This is a genomic window from Rhodococcus sp. NPDC003348 (assembly GCF_053589375.1).
This window is the reverse complement of the sequence record NZ_JBSFRT010000009.1, coordinates 103,827-120,941: the sequence shown is the minus strand read 5'-3', so window position 1 is coordinate 120,941 and position 17,115 is coordinate 103,827. Positions and strand designations below refer to the sequence as shown.

General features: G+C 69.8%; 16 protein-coding genes. 7 read left to right on the top strand and 9 right to left on the bottom strand.

Annotated features, from left to right (window positions below):
* Positions 1-6 precede the first annotated feature (6 nt).
* From mmsB to ACWDU4_RS08770, 5 genes are all read right to left on the bottom strand, one after another.
* Positions 7-909 carry a 3-hydroxyisobutyrate dehydrogenase gene (gene mmsB / locus ACWDU4_RS08790; RefSeq protein ID WP_450113490.1) on the bottom strand — a complete coding sequence of 301 codons (903 nt, stop codon included), beginning with the start codon at positions 907-909 and terminating at the stop codon, positions 7-9.
* A 3-nt stretch (positions 910-912) separates the two neighbouring features.
* Complete coding sequence (locus ACWDU4_RS08785) at positions 913-1,971, bottom strand: enoyl-CoA hydratase/isomerase family protein (protein ID WP_450113550.1); 1,059 nt, start codon at positions 1,969-1,971, stop codon at positions 913-915.
* A 5-nt stretch (positions 1,972-1,976) separates the two neighbouring features.
* Positions 1,977-3,128, bottom strand: coding sequence for an acyl-CoA dehydrogenase family protein (locus ACWDU4_RS08780; RefSeq protein WP_450113489.1), 1,152 nt, complete (start codon positions 3,126-3,128; stop codon positions 1,977-1,979).
* Between the two features lie 9 nt (positions 3,129-3,137).
* The gene (locus tag ACWDU4_RS08775) at positions 3,138-4,643 is read right to left on the bottom strand and encodes a CoA-acylating methylmalonate-semialdehyde dehydrogenase (RefSeq protein WP_450113488.1); all 1,506 of its coding nucleotides are present in this window, start codon (positions 4,641-4,643) and stop codon (positions 3,138-3,140) included.
* A 140-nt stretch (positions 4,644-4,783) separates the two neighbouring features.
* The gene (locus ACWDU4_RS08770) at positions 4,784-5,518 is read right to left on the bottom strand and encodes a TetR/AcrR family transcriptional regulator (RefSeq protein WP_450113487.1); all 735 of its coding nucleotides are present in this window, start codon (positions 5,516-5,518) and stop codon (positions 4,784-4,786) included.
* A 207-nt stretch (positions 5,519-5,725) separates the two neighbouring features.
* On the opposite strand from ACWDU4_RS08770, the gene ACWDU4_RS08765 reads away from it, so the two are divergent.
* Together ACWDU4_RS08765 and ACWDU4_RS08760 are read left to right on the top strand one after the other, a co-directional pair.
* Entirely contained in the window at positions 5,726-6,553 is an 828-nt protein-coding gene (locus ACWDU4_RS08765) for a DUF4386 domain-containing protein (RefSeq protein ID WP_450113486.1), read from the top strand.
* Positions 6,550-7,440 (top strand): hypothetical protein, encoded by an 891-nt coding sequence (locus ACWDU4_RS08760; protein ID WP_450113485.1) that lies wholly within the window; start codon positions 6,550-6,552, stop codon positions 7,438-7,440. The genes ACWDU4_RS08765 and ACWDU4_RS08760 overlap by 4 nt, the downstream gene beginning before the upstream one ends.
* A 51-nt stretch (positions 7,441-7,491) precedes the next feature.
* On the opposite strand, the gene ACWDU4_RS08755 is transcribed toward ACWDU4_RS08760, so the two are convergent.
* Together ACWDU4_RS08755 and ACWDU4_RS08750 are read right to left on the bottom strand one after the other, a co-directional pair.
* A complete protein-coding gene (locus tag ACWDU4_RS08755; protein ID WP_450113484.1) occupies positions 7,492-8,208 on the bottom strand; it encodes an SWIM zinc finger family protein in 717 nt (238 codons plus the stop codon).
* Positions 8,205-11,042 carry a DEAD/DEAH box helicase gene (locus ACWDU4_RS08750; protein ID WP_450113549.1) on the bottom strand — a complete coding sequence of 946 codons (2,838 nt, stop codon included), beginning with the start codon at positions 11,040-11,042 and terminating at the stop codon, positions 8,205-8,207. The genes ACWDU4_RS08755 and ACWDU4_RS08750 overlap by 4 nt, the downstream gene beginning before the upstream one ends.
* A gap of 151 nt (positions 11,043-11,193) precedes the next feature.
* Here ACWDU4_RS08750 and ACWDU4_RS08745 point away from each other — a divergent pair, with 151 nt between their 5' ends.
* Positions 11,194-11,511, top strand: a complete 318-nt coding sequence (locus ACWDU4_RS08745; protein WP_450113483.1) for a hypothetical protein — start codon at positions 11,194-11,196, stop codon at positions 11,509-11,511.
* Entirely contained in the window at positions 11,508-13,214 is a 1,707-nt protein-coding gene (gene hutU, locus ACWDU4_RS08740) for a urocanate hydratase (RefSeq protein ID WP_450113482.1), read from the top strand. Before ACWDU4_RS08745 ends, hutU begins: the two co-directional genes overlap by 4 nt.
* 13 nt (positions 13,215-13,227) lie before the next feature.
* On the opposite strand, the gene ACWDU4_RS08735 is transcribed toward hutU, so the two are convergent.
* Together ACWDU4_RS08735 and ACWDU4_RS08730 are read right to left on the bottom strand one after the other, a co-directional pair.
* Entirely contained in the window at positions 13,228-14,619 is a 1,392-nt protein-coding gene (locus ACWDU4_RS08735) for an amino acid permease (RefSeq protein ID WP_450113481.1), read from the bottom strand.
* Positions 14,620-14,703: 84 nt separating this feature from the next.
* On the bottom strand, positions 14,704-15,063 hold the full coding sequence (locus ACWDU4_RS08730; RefSeq protein WP_450113548.1) for an Rv2640c family ArsR-like transcriptional regulator: 360 nt from the start codon (positions 15,061-15,063) through the stop codon (positions 14,704-14,706).
* Positions 15,064-15,171: 108 nt separating this feature from the next.
* Here ACWDU4_RS08730 and ACWDU4_RS08725 point away from each other — a divergent pair, with 108 nt between their 5' ends.
* Genes ACWDU4_RS08725 through ACWDU4_RS08715 form a run of 3 tightly spaced genes read left to right on the top strand, consistent with a single transcriptional unit; the run spans position 15,172 to position 17,103 of the window.
* Positions 15,172-15,633 (top strand): ArsI/CadI family heavy metal resistance metalloenzyme, encoded by a 462-nt coding sequence (locus ACWDU4_RS08725; protein WP_450113480.1) that lies wholly within the window; start codon positions 15,172-15,174, stop codon positions 15,631-15,633.
* A 16-nt stretch (positions 15,634-15,649) separates the two neighbouring features.
* Positions 15,650-16,708, top strand: coding sequence for an ACR3 family arsenite efflux transporter (gene arsB, locus ACWDU4_RS08720; RefSeq protein ID WP_450113479.1), 1,059 nt, complete (start codon positions 15,650-15,652; stop codon positions 16,706-16,708).
* Entirely contained in the window at positions 16,705-17,103 is a 399-nt protein-coding gene (locus ACWDU4_RS08715) for an arsenate reductase ArsC (protein WP_450113478.1), read from the top strand. The genes arsB and ACWDU4_RS08715 overlap by 4 nt, the downstream gene beginning before the upstream one ends.
* Positions 17,104-17,115 lie beyond the last annotated feature (12 nt).

The window sequence follows — 17,115 nt, the reverse complement described above, 5'->3', positions numbered from 1 at the left end:
GGCGGCTCACTCGGCTTTCTCGGATCGGGTGCGGATGTCGGTGACGATGGCGGAGAAGTCCAGTCCCCCACCACCTTCGGTGTTGAACCGGTGGTACAGCTCGGCCGCACGCAAGCCGAGCTCGGCTTCGACGCCGTTGGCGCGCAACGCGTTCGCGGCCAGACCGAGGTCCTTGTCCATCAGCGCGGCCGCGAAGCCCGGCTGGTAGTCGTTGTTCGCCGGGGTGGTCGGGACCGGGCCGGGCACCGGACAGTTGCTGCTGAGCGCCCAGCACTGACCGGACGCGTTCGACGCGACATCGAACAGGGCCTGGTTGCTCAGGCCGAGCTTCTCGCCGAGCACGAACGCCTCGCTGATCGCGATCATCGACACGCCGAGGATCATGTTGTTGCAGATCTTCGCGGCCTGCCCCACGCCGGACGCGCCGCAGTGCACGACCTTGCGCCCCATCACGTCCAGCAGCGGCTGCGCGGAGGCGAAGTCGGCCTCGGACCCGCCGACCATGAATGCCAGCGTGCCGGCGGCGGCGCCGGCGACACCACCGGAGACCGGGGCGTCGATGGCACGGTGGCCCGCGGCGTGCGCGCGGTCCGCGGCCGCGCGGGCATCCGCGACATCGATGGTGGAACTGTCGATGAACAGGGTGTCCGGCTTGGCGACCGTGAGGATCTCGTCGTACAGGTCGAGGACCAGCTTGCCGTTCGGCAGCATGGTGATCACCACGTCCGCGTCCGCGACGGCGGCGACGGCGGTGTCCGCGACGGTCAGTCCGTCCTTGAACGCCTGCTGCTGCGCGGCGGGCACCGGGTCGTAGCCGGTCACCTCGTACCCGGCCTTGACCAGGTTCGCGGCCATCGGGCCGCCCATGTGCCCGAGGCCCAGGAACGCAACGGAAGGTTGGGTGCTCATCTGTCAGACCCCTTCTGGATCGGGTACGGCGAGCCCGAGTTCGAGATCGCCGAGCGGCTGGAAGTAGCGGTCCACGTCGCCCTCGGTGACGTCGGCGAGGGTGGCCGGCGACCACGCCGGGTTGCGGTCCTTGTCGATCACCTGCGCGCGAATGCCCTCGACGAGGTCGTGCGAGGCGAGCGAGGCCACGGAGACCCGGAACTCCTCGTTGAGGACCTCCTCGAGGCTGCCGAGGGTGCGGGCGTGACGGAGCGAGCGCAGCGTCACCTTCAGCGCGACCGGCGACTTGCCGAGGATCTGGTCGGCCGCCTTCGTGGCCTCCGGAACGCCGGCGGCCTGCAGTCGCTCGACGATCTCCTCCACCGTGTCCGCGGAGTACGCGGCGTCGATCCAGGATCGCTGCGCGAGCAGCGGGGATTCCGGTGCGGGACGCTCGAACTCGGCGAGCGCCTCGGAGACCGAACCGGATTCGAGCGCGGCGACGAAGGCGCCCAGCGACTCCGACGGCACGAAGTGATCCGCGAAGCCGAGCGCGATCGCGTCTCCGGCGTTCAGGCGACCGGTGGTCAGCGCGACGTGGGTGCCGATCTCGCCGGGCGCCCGGGACAGCAGGTGGGTGCCGCCGACGTCGGGCACGAATCCGATCCCGGTTTCCGGCATCGCGATCGAGGAGCGTTCGGTGACGATGCGGACGCTGCCGTGCGCGGAGATGCCGACACCACCACCCATCACGATGCCGTCCATGATCGCCACGTACGGCTTGGGATAGCGGCCGATCGCGGCGTTGAGGATGTACTCGTCACGCCAGAAGTCGCGGGAGCCGGTGCGGCCGAACTTGGCGTCGTCGTGGATCGCCACGATGTCCCCGCCGGCACACAGGCCCCGCTCCCCCGCCCCGTCCACGACGACCGTCCGCACCTGCGGGTCGGCCTCCCACTCGAGCAGCGCGGTCGCCATGGTCCGCACCATCGCGTGGTTGAGGGCGTTGATCGCCTTGGGCCGGTTCAGGGTCAGACGCCCGATGGCGCCGGCCCGGGCGACCACGACTTCCGGTTCGCTCACATCACTCACGCCGCGCCTGCCTTTCCTGCGACCACGCTGCGGGCGACGACCACGCGCATGATCTCGTTGCTTCCCTCGAGGATCTGGTGGACACGCAGATCCCGGACGATCTTCTCCAGACCGTACTCGGCGAGATAGCCGTAGCCGCCGTGCATCTGCAGTGCCCGGTTGGCGACCTCGAAGCCGGTGTCGGTGGCGAACCGCTTCGCCATCGCGCACAACTCGACCTTGTCGGGCGCGTCGGCGTCGAGAGCGGCCGCCGCCCGCCAGAGCAGGGTGCGGGCCGCCTCGAGTTCGGTGCGCATGTCCGCGAGCTGGAACTGCAGTGCCTGCGAGTTCAGCAGCGGCGCACCGAAGGCACGGCGATCGGCGAGGTGGTCGACCGCCTTGCGCAGCGCGGCCTCGGCCCCGCCCACCGAGCAGGCCGCGATGTTCAGCCGGCCGCCGTTGAGGCCGGACATCGCGATCCGGAAGCCGTTGCCCTCACCGCCGAGCAGGTTCGCCGCAGGCACCCGGACGGCGTCCATGATCACCTGCCGGGTGGGCTGCGCGTTCCAGCCCATCTTCTTCTCGTTGGCGCCGAACGAGAGTCCCTCGGAGTCCTTCGGGACGATGAACGCCGAGATACCACGCGACCCGGTGTCCCCGGTGCGGGCCATCACCACGTACACATCCGAGGTACCCGCCCCGGAGATGAACTGCTTGACCCCGGTGAGCAGGTAGTCGTCGCCGTCCCGAACGGCCTTGGTGGACAGGGCCGCCGCGTCCGACCCGGCACCGGGCTCGGTCAGGCAGTAGCTGCCCAGGTGTTCCATCGCGGCCAGCGCGGGCACCCACTGCCGACGCTGCTCGTCGGTGCCGAACGTGTCGATCATCCAGGTGACCATGTTGTGGATCGAGATGTACGCGGCGATCGACGGATCCCCGATCGCGAGCTGCTCGAAGATCCGGGCGGCGTCGAGCCGGGTCAGACCCGACCCGCCGACGTCCTCCCGGATGTAGATGCCGCCCATGCCGAGCGCGCCGGCCTTGCGCAGCACGTCCACCGGGAAATGCTTGGTCTGGTCCCACTCGATCGCGTTGGGCGCCAGGAACTCCGCGGCGAAGTCGCGGGCGGTCTCGGAGATCGCCCGCTCGTCGTCGGTGAGGGTGAACATGGGTACCGCCTAGTCCATCGTCGGGATGACGAAGTGGTTGGTCGCGTGCTCCTTGGTGCCGGAGGGCCACCGCTGCGTGACCGTCTTGGTCTTGGTGTAGAAGCGGAAGGAGTCGGGACCGTGCTGGTTGAGGTCGCCGAAGCCGGACCGCTTCCAGCCGCCGAAGGTGTGGTACGCGATCGGCACCGGGATCGGGACGTTGACGCCGACCATGCCGACGTTCACGCGGTTGGTGAAGTCGCGGGCGGTGTCCCCGTCGCGGGTGAAGATCGCCACGCCGTTGCCGTACTCGTGCTCGGTGGGCAGGCGCAGCGCCTCCTCGTAGTCCGCGGCCCGCGCGACGAGCAGCACCGGACCGAAGATCTCCTCCTTGTAGATCCGCATGTCGGTGGTGACCTTGTCGAACAGCGTCGCACCGGCGAAGAAGCCGTTCTCGTGGCCCTCGAGGGTGAAGCCGCGGCCGTCGACGACCGCCTCGGCGCCCTCGTCGAGGCCGATCTGGATGTAGTTGTTCACCCGGTCGAGCGCGTCCTTGCTGACCAGCGGGCCGAAGTCGGCGCCCTCGTCGTCGCTGCGGCCGATCTTCAGCTTGCCGACCCGCTCGGTGAGCTTGGCGACCAGCGCGTCGGCGGTCTCCTCGCCGACGGGGACGGCGACCGAGATCGCCATGCAGCGCTCGCCCGCGGAGCCGTAGCCGGCGCCGATCAGGGCATCCGCGACCTCGTCGAGGTCGGCGTCGGGCATGACGATGGCGTGGTTCTTGGCGCCACCGAAGCACTGGGCGCGCTTGCCGTGGGCGGCAGCGGTCTCGTAGATGTACTGCGCGATCGGGGTGGAGCCGACGAAGCCGACAGCCTTGATCCGGTCGTCGGTGAGCAGGACGTCGACAACCTCCTTGTCGCCGTTGACCACGTTGAACACACCGGCGGGCAGCCCGGCCTCGACGAACAGCTCGGCGATGCGCAGCGGCACCGAGGGGTCGCGCTCGGACGGCTTGAGAATGAAGGCGTTGCCGGCGGCGAGGGCCGGACCGGCCTTCCACAGCGGGATCATCGCCGGGAAGTTGAACGGGGTGATGCCGGCGACGACACCGAGCGGCTGGCGCATCGAGTACACGTCGATGCCGGTACCGGCGGACTCGGTGTACTCGCCCTTGAGCAGGTGCGGAGCACCGAGCGCGAACTCGATGACCTCGAGGCCGCGCTGGATGTCGCCCTTGGCGTCGGGAATGGTCTTGCCGTGTTCCGAGGACAGCAGCCGCGCGAGCGAGTCCATCTCCTCCTGCACGAGCTGGAGGAACTTCATCAGGACGCGGGCACGCTTCTGCGGGTTGAACGCGGCCCACTCACGCTGAGCGTCAACCGCGTTGGCGATGATCGCCTCGGTCTCGGCCTTGTCGGCGAGCGGCACGCGTGCCTGCACCTCGCCGGTGTTGGGGTCGTAGACGTCGCCGAACTTGTCGGAGGTGCCGGGGACGCGCTTGCCGCCGACGAAGTGAGTGAGTTCCTGAACCATTTTTCCTGTCCTGACTGAAGGGAAGGCCACCGGAGGAAACCGCGCCCGGATCACGGGTGCTCGGATATGTGCCCATCCTATAGTTGGAAGTCCACGTATGTCTAGAGCCGGCACCCCGCTCGGGTGGCGGTGCCGACGCTCTACGGGGCGGGGAACGACGCGTTCCGGCCGCGCCCGGTAGAGCTCCAGCCCCGGCGATGCAGGCGCTCGGCGCCGTCGAGCAGCAGATCGAGCGCGAACTCGAACTCGAACTGCTCGTCGCAGCCCTGGCCGACACCCGAGAGGTCGCCGTGGGTGGCGGCCAGCGTGATCTCGAGGATGTGCGGGTACCGCTGGGCGAACTCGGCCGCCATCTGTTGCAGTGCCTGTGGGTCGGGCGGCGGCGCGTGATCGTCGTGCGGTTCGTCGAACAGTTCGGGACTGAACCCCCAGATGCGGTTACCGAGGGCGTGCATCACGTGGTGGGTGAGGTCGACGGAGAACCCGCCCGCACGGAACATGCCGGCCACCGAATCCATGTACTGCAGCACCGCCGGCGTTCGCCGCGTGCGGGATTCGATCGCCTGCCGCGCCCATGGGTGGCGCAGCACTGCTCGTCGCGCCGCGAGTACGCGTTCCCGAACGCCACCCTTCCAATCCAGGGCCGGATCGGGGGGCGTGAACTCGTCGATGACGAGGTCGACCATGCCGTCGAGTAGCTCGTCCTTGTCCGCGATGTGCTTGTACAGCGCCATCGGCACTACCCCGAGCTGTTGCGCCAGTCGCCGCATGCTCAGCCCAGCAAGACCGAACTCGTCCGCCAGCACGACAGCCGATCGCAGGACCCGATCGCGGTTGAGCGGTATGCGAGCGCGACCCTGGGTGTCGCGAGACATCGCCTCCTCCTTGCCCAGTCTCCTGGCCTCGAGCTTCTCGGCAGGGCGTGGCCGTGCACAGCGAGCAGCCAGTACCCCTGTCCGTGCGGCACTTTGCCGCACTCCCGGGTGCATGGTGCACGGCACCATTGACAGGTGTACATCGTACACTTACCGTTTCAAGGGAAAGTGTACGGCGTACACCGCCGAGTCAGGAGAGGTACCGACATGAGTACCGCCGCATCCACGCCGCCGGCGACTGAGGCACAAGGACCGGTCGGCACCACCGGGGCGACGACTGCGCGCATCGCCGGCGCGCTGTACCTCGTCACCTTCGTCACCTCGATTCCCACCCTGTGGCTTTACGAGCCGATACTGGACAACCCGAACTTTGTTCTCGGTGCCGGAAACCCCGACAGTGTGCTGTGGGGTGCATTTCTCGAGGTCGTCCTGGCGCTCGCGTGCATCGGTACCGCCGTCACGCTGTTCCCGGTGGCACGACGTCAGAGCGAGCCGGCGGCCCTCGGTTTCGTGGCTGCCCGAGTACTCGAGGGCAGCCTCATCATGGTCGGTGCCATCAGCCTGTTGTCGGTCATCACCCTGCGCGAAGACAGCGCTGGAGTTGGTGTGCGGGACGAGACCTCGCTCGTCACGGCCGGCCGGGCACTCGTCGCAGTCCACAACTGGACGTTCCTGCTCGGACAGAGCCTGATGCCCGTGGTCAATGCGCTGTGCCTGGGCTACGTACTGCTGCGCTCCGGTCTCGTGCCGCGGATCATCCCCGTCGTCGGCCTCGTCGGTGCCCCACTGCTGCTCGCCTCCGACATCGCAATATTCTGTGGCGTCTACGCCCAGGGCACCGCGCCCGCCGGACTCGCCGCGCTCCCGATCTCGGTGTGGGAGTTCTCGCTCGCCGCCTGGCTGATCGTCAAGGGCTTCCGGACTCCCCGAGCGGCCGCCCGCACAGGTGGAGGTGCCGAGTTGCCGCCGGAAGCGAAGAACGACAACGGACCGACTGAACCGCGGACGCCGGCTCCGACTGGTCGCCGATCATGAAGCGCACACCGAAGATGTCCTCGCCGGCGGACCCCCCATCCTTCCCGGCGCGATCGGCCGGCATACCCGGTCGCGCACTCGCTGCGCTCCTCGCCCTCACGGCAGTCCTCGTCGCCGCGTTCGTCTTCGCCCCGCGCGTGCTGGCGGGCAGCAGGCCCGGCGGAGGCCTCTTCGACCAGGGCAGCCTCGCCGCCACCCTCCGCGAGGCGTTCGACGGCTATTGGAGGTCCGGCGACCGGGCTTTCTCCCCCGGACTGGAGACGCTGGTCGACTACTGGTTCCGGTACCACGTCGCCAAGGCTGTGATCGCTGTGCTCCTGCTGGCCGTGCTCGTCGCGCTCGCGGTTCTGCTCTGGAAGGCGTTCCTGAAAACCGACGGTGTGGGGTCGGGAAGGCGTGCCGCGCTCGCGTCGGCCGGTGTTCTCGCCACGATGCTCGCGCAGGTCTCGTTGGTGCTGGTGATGGCCAACATCCAGGGAACGGTCGCGCCCTTCTCCTCGCTGATCTCGATGCTGCCGGTCGGCGAAACCGACGGAGAACTCGCCGGGACGCTCGGTGAGGTCCGGCGACAACTGGCCGACTCCCCGAGTGCGGGTGACCAGACCCTGCCCGCCCTCGATGTGATGATCAGGGACTTTTCTCGATACCACGCGGCGATGGCCGTGATCGCAACGATCGTGGCGGCTGTCCTCCTCGGCATGAGCGTGGCGTCGTGGACGACGTGCGCGCGAACGGGATCGTCCGACAGGCGAACGAGACGCCTCATGGGCTCGTTCGGCGTGTTCTGGACGTTGCTGTCCCTGGTCGTGATCGTCGTCGCAGTGGCTAACACGACCACCGCGGCAAACCCGGTCCCAGCACTCTCGGCATTCTTCGACGGGAGGTGACTGGGCAAGGGATGTGACTGGACAATTGTCCGCCCGGATTCGGACGTCCGGTTACTCGCCGCCGAGTGCCCGGTACAGCGCGTCGAGGTCGCGCAGGGCACGCGCCACGTCGTCCCCCTCGGCCGCGGTCGCCCGCAACGCGGCCCGCAGATGCACGGGGTTGAGATCTTGCGGCGCCGGCGCGAACGGGAGCCGGGGCAGCGCCGGGAGGACGGCGTCGTCACCGAACCAGTCGCCGAGGTCGGGCGCCTCCTCCGACCGCTCGTCGACGCCGCGGATCAGGGTGTCGAGGTCGACCCCGCGCAGCGTGAGCAGCAGGGTGGGGTCGGAGTCGAGACGCTCCGCCGTCACCGCGACCAGCGCGGCCGCGTGCCGGCAGGGCCAGCCCTGGTCCGGGCAGGTGCACCCGAAGTCGACGTCGCCCGGGCCGATCGGCAGCAACAGTTCACCGAGTTCGGCGGGAACCACCCCCGACGCCACCGCGGCGAGCACGCCCGCCGTCCCGCGGACCCGGTCGACCAGCTCGGTGAGCGCGTCCGGGTCCAGGCGGCGCAACGTGAACGTCGCAGTGAACGGCTCGTTCTGCGAACCCTGCACCTCCCCGATCACCAGCCCCGGAGCCAACCGCACCCCGAGCACCTGACCGGCCCGCACATGACTGCGGCCACGAGACAGCCGGGCGCCCGGCGCGGCGCGTTCGATCGCGCCGAGCAGCGACCGCCCCCACCCCGACCCCGCGGGCCGTCGTGGCACCCCGCGGCCGCTCATTCGCCCACCGCGTCGTCGCCGAGCTTCATCAGCGCGGCCAGCTCGTCGTCGCTCATCTCGGTGATCCACTTCTCCCCGACCCCGACGGCGAGGTCCGCAAGTTCCGCCTTGCCGGTGAGCATCGCGTCGATCCGTTCCTCGAGGGTGCCCACGCACAGCAGCTTGCGCACCTGCACGTCGCGGCGCTGGCCGATCCGGAACGCCCGGTCGGTGGCCTGGTTCTCGACTGCCGGGTTCCACCACCGGTCAAGGTGCACAACGTGATTGGCGGCGGTCAGGTTCAGGCCGGTGCCGCCGGCCTTCAGCGAGAGCACCATGATCGGGGTGTCCGGGCCGGAACGATCGTGCTGGAACGCGTGCACCATCGCGTCGCGGGCGGCGCGGGACACCCCGCCGTGCAGGAACGGGACGTCCACCCCGAACCGCTCGGCGAGATAGGTCGTGACGATCGAGCCGAACTCGCGGAACTGGGTGAACAGCAGCACCCGCTCGCCGTCGGCAAGCACCGCGTCGACGATGTCCTCGACCAGCGCGAGCTTCCCGGACCGGTGCCGTCCGCGCCGCAGCACCGCCGACCCGTCCGCCAGGTAGTGCGCGGGATGGTTGCAGACCTGTTTGAGCCGGGTCAGTGCGGCGAGCACCACGCCCTTGCGTCCCGCCGGGGTCTGCGCGTCCCGCAGTCGTGCGGTCATGTCGTCGAGCACCGCCCGGTACAGGCTCGCCTGCTCGACGGTCAGGTTCGCGCGCACCGTCATCTCGAACTTGTCGGGCAGGTCGGAGATCACCGCGGGATCGGTCTTGACGCGGCGCAGCACGAACGGCGCGGTGACGGTCTTGAGCCGGGCGAGCGTGCCCTCGTCGTGTTCTCGCTCGATCGGCACCGCGAATCGGGCCCGGAACTGTTGCGGCGAGCCGAGCAGCCCGGGATTGGCGAAGTCGAGGATCGCGCGCAACTCCTCCAGCCGGTTCTCGACCGGCGTACCTGTCAACGCGAGCCGATGCCGGGCCGGGATCGCCCGGACCGCCCGCGACTGCGCGGTCCCGGAGTTCTTCACGTGCTGGGCCTCGTCGAGAACGACCCTTCCCCAAGTGATCTCGCGGAGTGTGTCGACGTCGCGCGCGGCCAGCGCGTAGGTGGTGACCACCAGGTCGTGGTCGGCCGCCGCGGCCGCCAGCGCCTCCCCGCGCAGGCGCGCGGCACCGTGGTGGACGTGCACCCGCAGTCCGGGCGTGAACGTCGCCGCCTCGCGCTGCCAGTTCCCCACCACCGACATCGGGCACACCAGCAGCGTCGGTGGCACGTCACGCGTCCCGGGGTCGAGCACCTCCCGCTCGTGGGCGAGCAGCGCCAGCACCTGCACCGTCTTGCCGAGGCCCATGTCGTCGGCGAGGATCGCCCCCAGCCCGAGCCGGTGCATCGACGCCAGCCAGTCCAGTCCGCGCTGCTGGTACGGCCGCAGCGTCGCGGCCAAACCCGCCGGCGTGGGCACCCCGGCCGGCCGGGACCGCGAATCGAACAGCGCCGCAGCCCATCCGGTCGAAATGATCTCCTGCACCGGCAGCGGCGGCGGCCCGGCGGCGAGTTCGGCCAGCAGCCCGCCGAGTGTGGAGTCGTCGTCCGCGCGGGCACCGACGTACCTGGCCGCCTTCGCGAGCGCCGCGCCGTCGGCCTGCACCCACCGGCCCCGCAACCGCACCAGGTCCGACGTCGAACGTGCCAGCCGGTCGAGTTCGTCGGCCGTGAGCACGTGATCACCGACCGCGAGTTCCCAGTTGTAGGACAGCAGTTGACCCAGCCCGACCGCCCGGTCGTCGGTGTCGAGCAGCACCGTCGGACTGGTCACCTTCAACCGCAGCGACGGGGCGGCGATCACCCACTCCCGTGGCAGCAGCAGCGTCACCCCCGCCACGGCCAGCGCCCTGGCACCGTGCGCGACGAGGTCGGTGACCACCGCCAGTGGCAGCAGCAGGTCCAGGCTGTCTGGGTCGGACGGGACCGCCCGCAGCCGCGGGTACGCCTCCATCGCGACGCCGAGCCCGCGCAACGCGATCCGCATGGAATCCGGGTCGGCGTACCGGACGGGCACCGGCGCGGGCGCCTCCCCGACCGGCCGCAGGCACACCTCCAGCCGCCACAGCACCTCCTCCGGGTCGGGGGCCGCGCCGCCACACGTCGCTTCGTCCGGTTCGACGAGCCGCAGCACCAGGTCCGGCTCCTCGACTGCGAGCGACTCGCGCCACCGCACCAGCCGGGCCTCGGCCTGCGCGCCGCCGGACTGCGGGGAGGGCTGTTCGTTCGGTGCCTCGAGCGGGCTGTCGGTCAGCAGCGCGTGCAGCAGCGGATGCGCGCCCTCGCGGCCGCCGAGCCGGTCCCGCGCGATCGGGTCGGTGAGCGCCTCGACGAAGTTGTCGAGGGCCTGCCTGCCGCCGGCGGCGCGCAGGACTCCGGGCATCGCGACGGCGAGTTCGGCCAGCCACGCGCGCTGCCGGTCCCCGCCGAGCAGCCGCCACCGCGCCCACCAGTGCCCGTCCTCGCGGCGCAGTTCCGGCACCACCCGGCCCGCATCCACCCACTGTCGGACGCCCCGCGCGACGTGCACCAGGTAGCGGAGGTCGCCGGGCAGGCGCGGATCAGCGGCGGGCAGGTCGAGCAGCAGCGAGGCCGCGTCGGCGGGGGCGAGCGCCAGTGCGGGCACCGTGACGTCGGAGACGGTGCCGTCCCCGTTGGGCAGGGCGACGGTGGCGCGGTGCCGGAACCTGCGACCGAGCAGTCCGGGCAGCGGCGACGGCAGGTCGACGCCGTCATCCGGTGCGGCGGCGTCGCGCCAGAGCATCACTCCCGCCCCGGGGGACCACACCGCATGCACCACCGGACCATCCAATCACCCGCCGCCGACACCCTGGATTTACGGGTGTGACCAGCGGGATAATGACCTCTGGCGGTGTGGGTTCACCGGCATCGCCTGCGCAGCGTCGGGAGGGTCGATGACCGTACTGATCCAAGTGCTCGAGCAGGGCTATGCGCACGGCACGCCGTGGCAGCAGCGCAAGTATCAGTTCGTCGACGCCGCGCACGTCGTCGGCCTGCGGTTGGACGGCCGGTCCGGGGTGTGGCTGGACATGGTCCGCCCCGGCGAGTCCCACCAGCTGGCGTCCACCCCGATCCCGGAGGAGTCCCTCTACTTCCTGCTCCGAATCGTCGACGAGATCGCCACCTGCAAACGACAGGGCGGCTACTGGCTGATCGGGCATGACGGCATGAACCTCGACTCGATCGCCGCGACCCGCTTCCCACTGCCGTGACGACACACGACCCGACCCCGGGCTCCGGTCCCCGTCCGGTGCGCGCCCCGCGCGGATCGACCCTGACGTGCCGCGGCTGGCCGCAGGAGGCGGCGCTGCGGATGCTGATGAACAACCTCGATCCCGAGGTCGCCGAACGTCCCGACGACCTGGTGGTCTACGGAGGCACCGGGCAGGCCGCGCGCAACTGGGCGGCGTTCGACGCGATCGTCGCGACCCTGACCGGCCTCGCCGACGACGAGACCATGCTGGTGCAGTCGGGCAAGCCGGTCGGTGTGCTGCGCACCCACGAGTGGGCGCCGCGGGTGCTGATCGCCAACTCGAACCTCGTCGGGGACTGGGCGAACTGGGAGGAGTTCCGCCGGCTCGAGTCCCTCGGGCTGATCATGTACGGGCAGATGACGGCGGGCTCGTGGATCTACATCGGCTCCCAGGGCATCCTGCAGGGCACCTACGAGACGTTCGGGGCCGTCGCCCGTCGCCTGGCCGCGTCAGGTCGCCGCGCGCAGTGCGACGGGACCCTCGCCGGCACCGTCACCCTGACCGCGGGCCTCGGCGGCATGGGCGGGGCGCAGCCGCTCGCGGTCACCATGAACGGCGGCGTCGCGATCGTCGTCGAGGTCGACCCGGCCCGCATCGCCCGCCGGATCGACCACGGCTATCTCGACGTCGAAGCCGCCGACATCGACGAGGCGCTGACTCTCGCGGTCGCCGCGCGGGACGACCGCAGACCGCTCTCGATCGGCCTGTGCGGGAACGCCGCCGAGGTGCTTCCGGAGCTGCTGAGGATGAGGGCACCGGTCGACGTGGTCACCGATCAGACCTCCGCGCACGACCCGCTGAGTTATCTACCCGTCGGGATCGCCGTCGAGGACTGGCACCGGTTGGCCGCGAAGGATCCCGGCTGGTTCACCGAGCAGGCGCGCGCGTCGATGGCCCTCCACGTCCAGGCGATGGTCGGCTTCCAGCGTGCCGGCGCCGAGGTCTTCGACTACGGAAACTCGATCCGCGACGAGGCCCGCAAGGGCGGCTACGAAAGGGCCTTCTCGTTCCCCGGGTTCGTACCGGCCTACATCCGGCCGCTGTTCGAGGAGGGCCGCGGCCCGTTCCGGTGGGTCGCGTTGTCCGGCGACCCGGCCGACATCGCCGCCACCGACCGGGCGATCGGTGCCCTGTTCCCCGACGACGCGCACCTGCACCGCTGGATCACGCTGGCCGGCGACAAGGTGCGGTTCGAGGGGCTGCCCGCCCGGATCTGCTGGCTCGGCCACGGGCAGCGGCACCGGGCCGGTCTGCGGTTCAACGAGATGGTCGCCTCCGGGGAACTGTCCGCACCGGTCGTGATCGGCCGCGACCACCTCGACGGCGGGTCGGTGGCGTCGCCGTACCGGGAGACCGAGGCGATGGCCGACGGGTCGGACGCGATCGCCGACTGGCCGCTGCTCAACGCCCTGGTCTCCACCGCGTCGGGGGCGTCGTGGGTGTCGATCCACCACGGAGGTGGTGTCGGAATGGGCCGGTCGATCCACGCCGGGCAGGTGTGCGTCGCCGACGGCACCGACCTCGCCGCCCGCAAGATCGAGCGGGTGCTCTCCAACGATCCGGCGACGGCGGTACTGCGGCACGCGGATGCCGGCTACGACCGCGCCGTCGAAGTGGCCGCCGCCCACGGGATCCGGATCCCGATGCGGGAGCGACGATGAGCGCAGGCGTGGGTCAGTCGACGGGTACCGGGACCGGGTCGGCCGCGGCCACCCGGGGGCGGACGAAGCGCAGGTAGGCGAGCGTGAGACCGGCGAGCCACACGGCGCCGACCACCAGGGCGACACGCGAGTCGGCATCGAACGCGAGCACCACGATCACGAAGCCGAGGAACGCCAGCGCCGCCAGCTGCCCGTACGGCCACAGCGGGACCGGGAACTTCAGGGCCGCCGTCTCCTGCGGGCTCATCCGGCGCCGCGACCGGTACTGCGACAGCAGGATCATCACCCACACGAAGATCGTCGCGAACGTGGCGATCGAGGCGATGACGACGAACACCGACTCGGGGATCAGGTAGTTGAGCAGCACCGCGAGCAGCAGCGCCCCGATCATCACCACCACCGTCATCCACGGCACCCCGCCCCGGGTCACCTTCGCCATCACCGCGGGCGCCTGGCCGCGCTGCGCCATCCCGTACATCATCCGGCCCGCACCGAAGATGTCGCTGTTGATCGCGGACAGCGCCGCGGTGATGACGACGACGTTGAGCACGGCGGCGGCCGGACCGATGCCGATGGCCTCGAAGATCTGCACGAACGGGCTGCCCTCGGTGCCGATCGTGTGCCACGGGTTGATCGCCATGATCACTGCGAGGGTGGCGACGTAGAACAGCATGATCCGCACCGGCACCGTGTTCACGGCGCGGGGAATCGTGCGGGCCGGGTCCTCGGCCTCACCGGCGGTGATGCCGATGATCTCCGTGCCGCCGAACGCGAACATGACGATCGCGAAGCAGGCGACGAACCCGCCGAAGCCGTTCGCGAAGAAGCCGCCCTCGGCCCACAGGTTGCTCACTCCGGTGCCGGTGTCGTGGACGCCGAACCCGAAGATCAGGATCGCGATGCCTGCCGCGATCATCGCGACGATCGCGGCCACCTTGACGAGGGTGAACCAGAACTCGAGTTCGCCGAACACCTTGACGCTGAGCAGGTTCAGCGCACCGATGAAGAACACGATCGCCAGCACCCAGATCCAGCGCGGCACGTCCGGGAACCAGAAGCCCATGTAGACACCGAACGCGGTGACGTCGGCGAGGCAGACGACGATCATCTCGAACGTGTAGGTCCACCCGGTCATGAATCCGGCGAGCGGGCCGAGGTGCCGGCCCGCGTACTCCCCGAACGAGCCGGACACGGGGTTGCTGACGGCCATCTCACCGAGTGCCCGGAGCACGATGTAGACGGCGGCGCCGCCGATCAGGTAGGCCAGCAGCACGGACGGCCCGGCCTTCTCGATCGCCCCGGCCGACCCGTAGAAGAGTCCGGTCCCGATGGCCGAGCCGAGCGCGATGAATCGGATGTGGCGGGCGTTCAGCCCTCGGGTCAGCGCCGTCGCGGCGTCCTTCACTTCAGGCTCCCAGCTAGGTCGTGCAAGCGTGCGACCAGCACTTTAGCCGTGTTGCGCAGGTCACCACCCTGCGGCCCGGGCGCGTCAGGCGCAGCAGTTCGGGTCTAGCACCGCCCGCAGCGCGTCGAGGGAGTCCCGGCGCACCCGGTGGCAGACGCTCATCCCGTGCCGGGTGGACTCGACCATCCCCGCCTTGCGAAGCTGCGCGAGGTGGTGGCTGACGGTGGACTCGGCGACGTTCAGCGGGACGGCGAGGTCCCCGGTGCACATCTCCGCGTCGGGGGCGGTCAGGAGCAGCGAGAGCAGCTTGACACGGACGGGGTCCGCGAGCGCCTTGAGCCGTAGCGCGAGCTGCAACGCGTCGTCGTCGGAGATCGGAGTGGCGGACACCGGTGCGCAGCAGATCGGTGCGGTCACGTCGAGCACGGGCAGCGCCTTGGGCATGAGTCCGATCATCCCAGCCTCTTGACATATGTCAAGAAGGTGGCGCACCCTGGGCCCCGCAAGTAATTCGACATATGCCACAAAGGTTGGCACTTCGAGGAGGCCGCCATGTCCCGCGCCCAGCTCGCCCTCAACGTCGACGACCTCGACCAGGCGATCACGTTCTACTCCAAGCTGTTCGGCACCGCACCCGCGAAGCGCAAGCCCGGCTACGCGAACTTCGCGATCACCGAGCCGCCCCTCAAACTGGTGCTGCTGGAGAACCCCGGCAAGGGCGGCACCATCAACCACCTCGGCGTCGAGGTCGAGTCGACCGAGCGGGTGCACCAGGAGATCGCCCGCCTGTCCGGAGAGGGCCTGTTCACCGAGGAGGAGATGAACACCACCTGCTGCTTCGCCACCCAGGACAAGGTGTGGGTGACCGGCCCGGCCGGCGAGAAATGGGAGGTCTACACCGTCCTCGCCGACTCGGACGCCTTCGGGACCAGCCCGCAACTGCTTGCCACCGGCGAGGAGAACTCGGACGGCACCTGCTGCGGCACCGCGGCGTCCTCCACGTCGTGCTGCTGACCGCGGCTTCGGTCCGGTGACCACGGCAACTCCGGTCGGCAGGCTCTCCACCCTCGACCGTTACCTACCCGTCTGGATCGGCGCCGCCATGGTCGCCGGACTGATGCTCGGCCGCGCACTTCCGGGGATCAACACCGCGATCGAGAAGGTGCAGGTCGACGGCATCTCGCTGCCGATCGCCCTCGGCCTGCTGATCATGATGTATCCGGTCCTGGCGAAGGTCCGCTACGACCGTCTGGGCTCCGTCACCGGGGACCGCAGGCTCCTCGTCGGCTCCCTGTTCCTGAACTGGGTCCTCGGGCCCGCGCTGATGTTCGCCCTCGCCTGGATCTTCCTTCCGGATCTACCCGAGTACCGAACCGGACTGATCATCGTGGGCCTGGCCCGCTGCATCGCGATGGTGGTCATCTGGAACGACCTGGCCTGCGGCGACCGCGAGGCTGCCGCCGTGCTGGTGGCGATCAACTCGGTCTTCCAGGTGATCATGTTCGCCGTCCTCGGCTGGTTCTACCTGTCGGTGCTGCCCGGTTGGCTGGGTTTCGAGCAGACCACCATCGACGCCTCGCCCTGGCAGATCGCGAAGTCGGTGCTGATCTTCCTCGGTCTGCCACTGGTCGCCGGCTACCTCACACGCCGCTACGGAGAGAAGGCCAGGGGTCGCGACTGGTACGAGTCGACCTTCCTGCCGAGGATCGGCCCGTGGGCCCTGTACGGACTGCTCTTCACAATCGTGGTGCTCTTCGCGCTGCAGGGCGACCAGATCACCTCCCACCCGTGGGACGTTGTGCGGATTGCCATCCCCCTGCTCGCCTACTTCGCCATCATGTGGGGTGGCGGCTACCTACTGGGCGCCGCCCTCGGACTCGGCTACGCACGCACGACCACGCTGGCGTTCACCGCCGCCGGCAACAATTTCGAACTCGCCATCGCCGTCGCGATCGCCACCTACGGCGCGAACTCGGGGCAGGCGCTCGCCGGTGTGGTCGGTCCCCTGATCGAGGTCCCGGTCCTGGTCGGGCTCGTCTACGTCTCGCTCGCCCTGCGTGGGCGATTCTCCCGAAAGGTGCCCGCATGACACCCAGCGTCCTGTTCGTCTGCGTCCACAACGCCGGCCGTTCCCAGATGGCCGCCGCGTTCCTGACACACCTCGCAGGGGACGCGATCGAGGTCAGGTCGGCGGGCAGCGCACCGGCGGAGTCCGTCAACCCGGCCGCCGTGGTCGCGATGGCGGAGGTCGGGATCGACATTTCCGCGCAGAGCCCGAAGGTCCTCACCACCGACGCGGTGCAGACGTCCGACGTGGTGATCACCATGGGTTGCGGGGACACCTGTCCGTGGTTTCCCGGCGTCAGCTACCGCGACTGGGCCGTCGACGACCCCGCAGGCAAGGGCCTAGACGACGTCCGCCCGGTCCGGGACGAGATCCGCGCCCTCGTCGAGGCGCTGATCGCAGAATTGCTGCCCGCGTGAACCGAACCCGTT

What these genes read in the sequence shown, in the direction of transcription:
- ACWDU4_RS08765 (WP_450113486.1), top strand. Translation starts at nt 5,726, where the DNA reads ATGAGTACCGCCGCATCCACGCCGCCGGCGACTGAGGCACAAGGACCG.
- ACWDU4_RS08745 (WP_450113483.1), top strand. Translation starts at nt 11,194, where the DNA reads ATGACCGTACTGATCCAAGTGCTCGAGCAGGGCTATGCGCACGGCACG.
- ACWDU4_RS08725 (WP_450113480.1), top strand. Translation starts at nt 15,172, where the DNA reads ATGTCCCGCGCCCAGCTCGCCCTCAACGTCGACGACCTCGACCAGGCG.
- ACWDU4_RS08730 (WP_450113548.1), bottom strand. Translation starts at nt 15,063, where the DNA reads ATGCCCAAGGCGCTGCCCGTGCTCGACGTGACCGCACCGATCTGCTGC.
- ACWDU4_RS08775 (WP_450113488.1), bottom strand. Translation starts at nt 4,643, where the DNA reads ATGGTTCAGGAACTCACTCACTTCGTCGGCGGCAAGCGCGTCCCCGGC.
- ACWDU4_RS08755 (WP_450113484.1), bottom strand. Translation starts at nt 8,208, where the DNA reads ATGAGCGGCCGCGGGGTGCCACGACGGCCCGCGGGGTCGGGGTGGGGG.
- mmsB (WP_450113490.1), bottom strand. Translation starts at nt 909, where the DNA reads ATGAGCACCCAACCTTCCGTTGCGTTCCTGGGCCTCGGGCACATGGGC.
- ACWDU4_RS08750 (WP_450113549.1), bottom strand. Translation starts at nt 11,042, where the DNA reads ATGCTCTGGCGCGACGCCGCCGCACCGGATGACGGCGTCGACCTGCCG.
- ACWDU4_RS08760 (WP_450113485.1), top strand. Translation starts at nt 6,550, where the DNA reads ATGAAGCGCACACCGAAGATGTCCTCGCCGGCGGACCCCCCATCCTTC.
- ACWDU4_RS08770 (WP_450113487.1), bottom strand. Translation starts at nt 5,518, where the DNA reads ATGTCTCGCGACACCCAGGGTCGCGCTCGCATACCGCTCAACCGCGAT.
- ACWDU4_RS08780 (WP_450113489.1), bottom strand. Translation starts at nt 3,128, where the DNA reads ATGTTCACCCTCACCGACGACGAGCGGGCGATCTCCGAGACCGCCCGC.
- ACWDU4_RS08715 (WP_450113478.1), top strand. Translation starts at nt 16,705, where the DNA reads ATGACACCCAGCGTCCTGTTCGTCTGCGTCCACAACGCCGGCCGTTCC.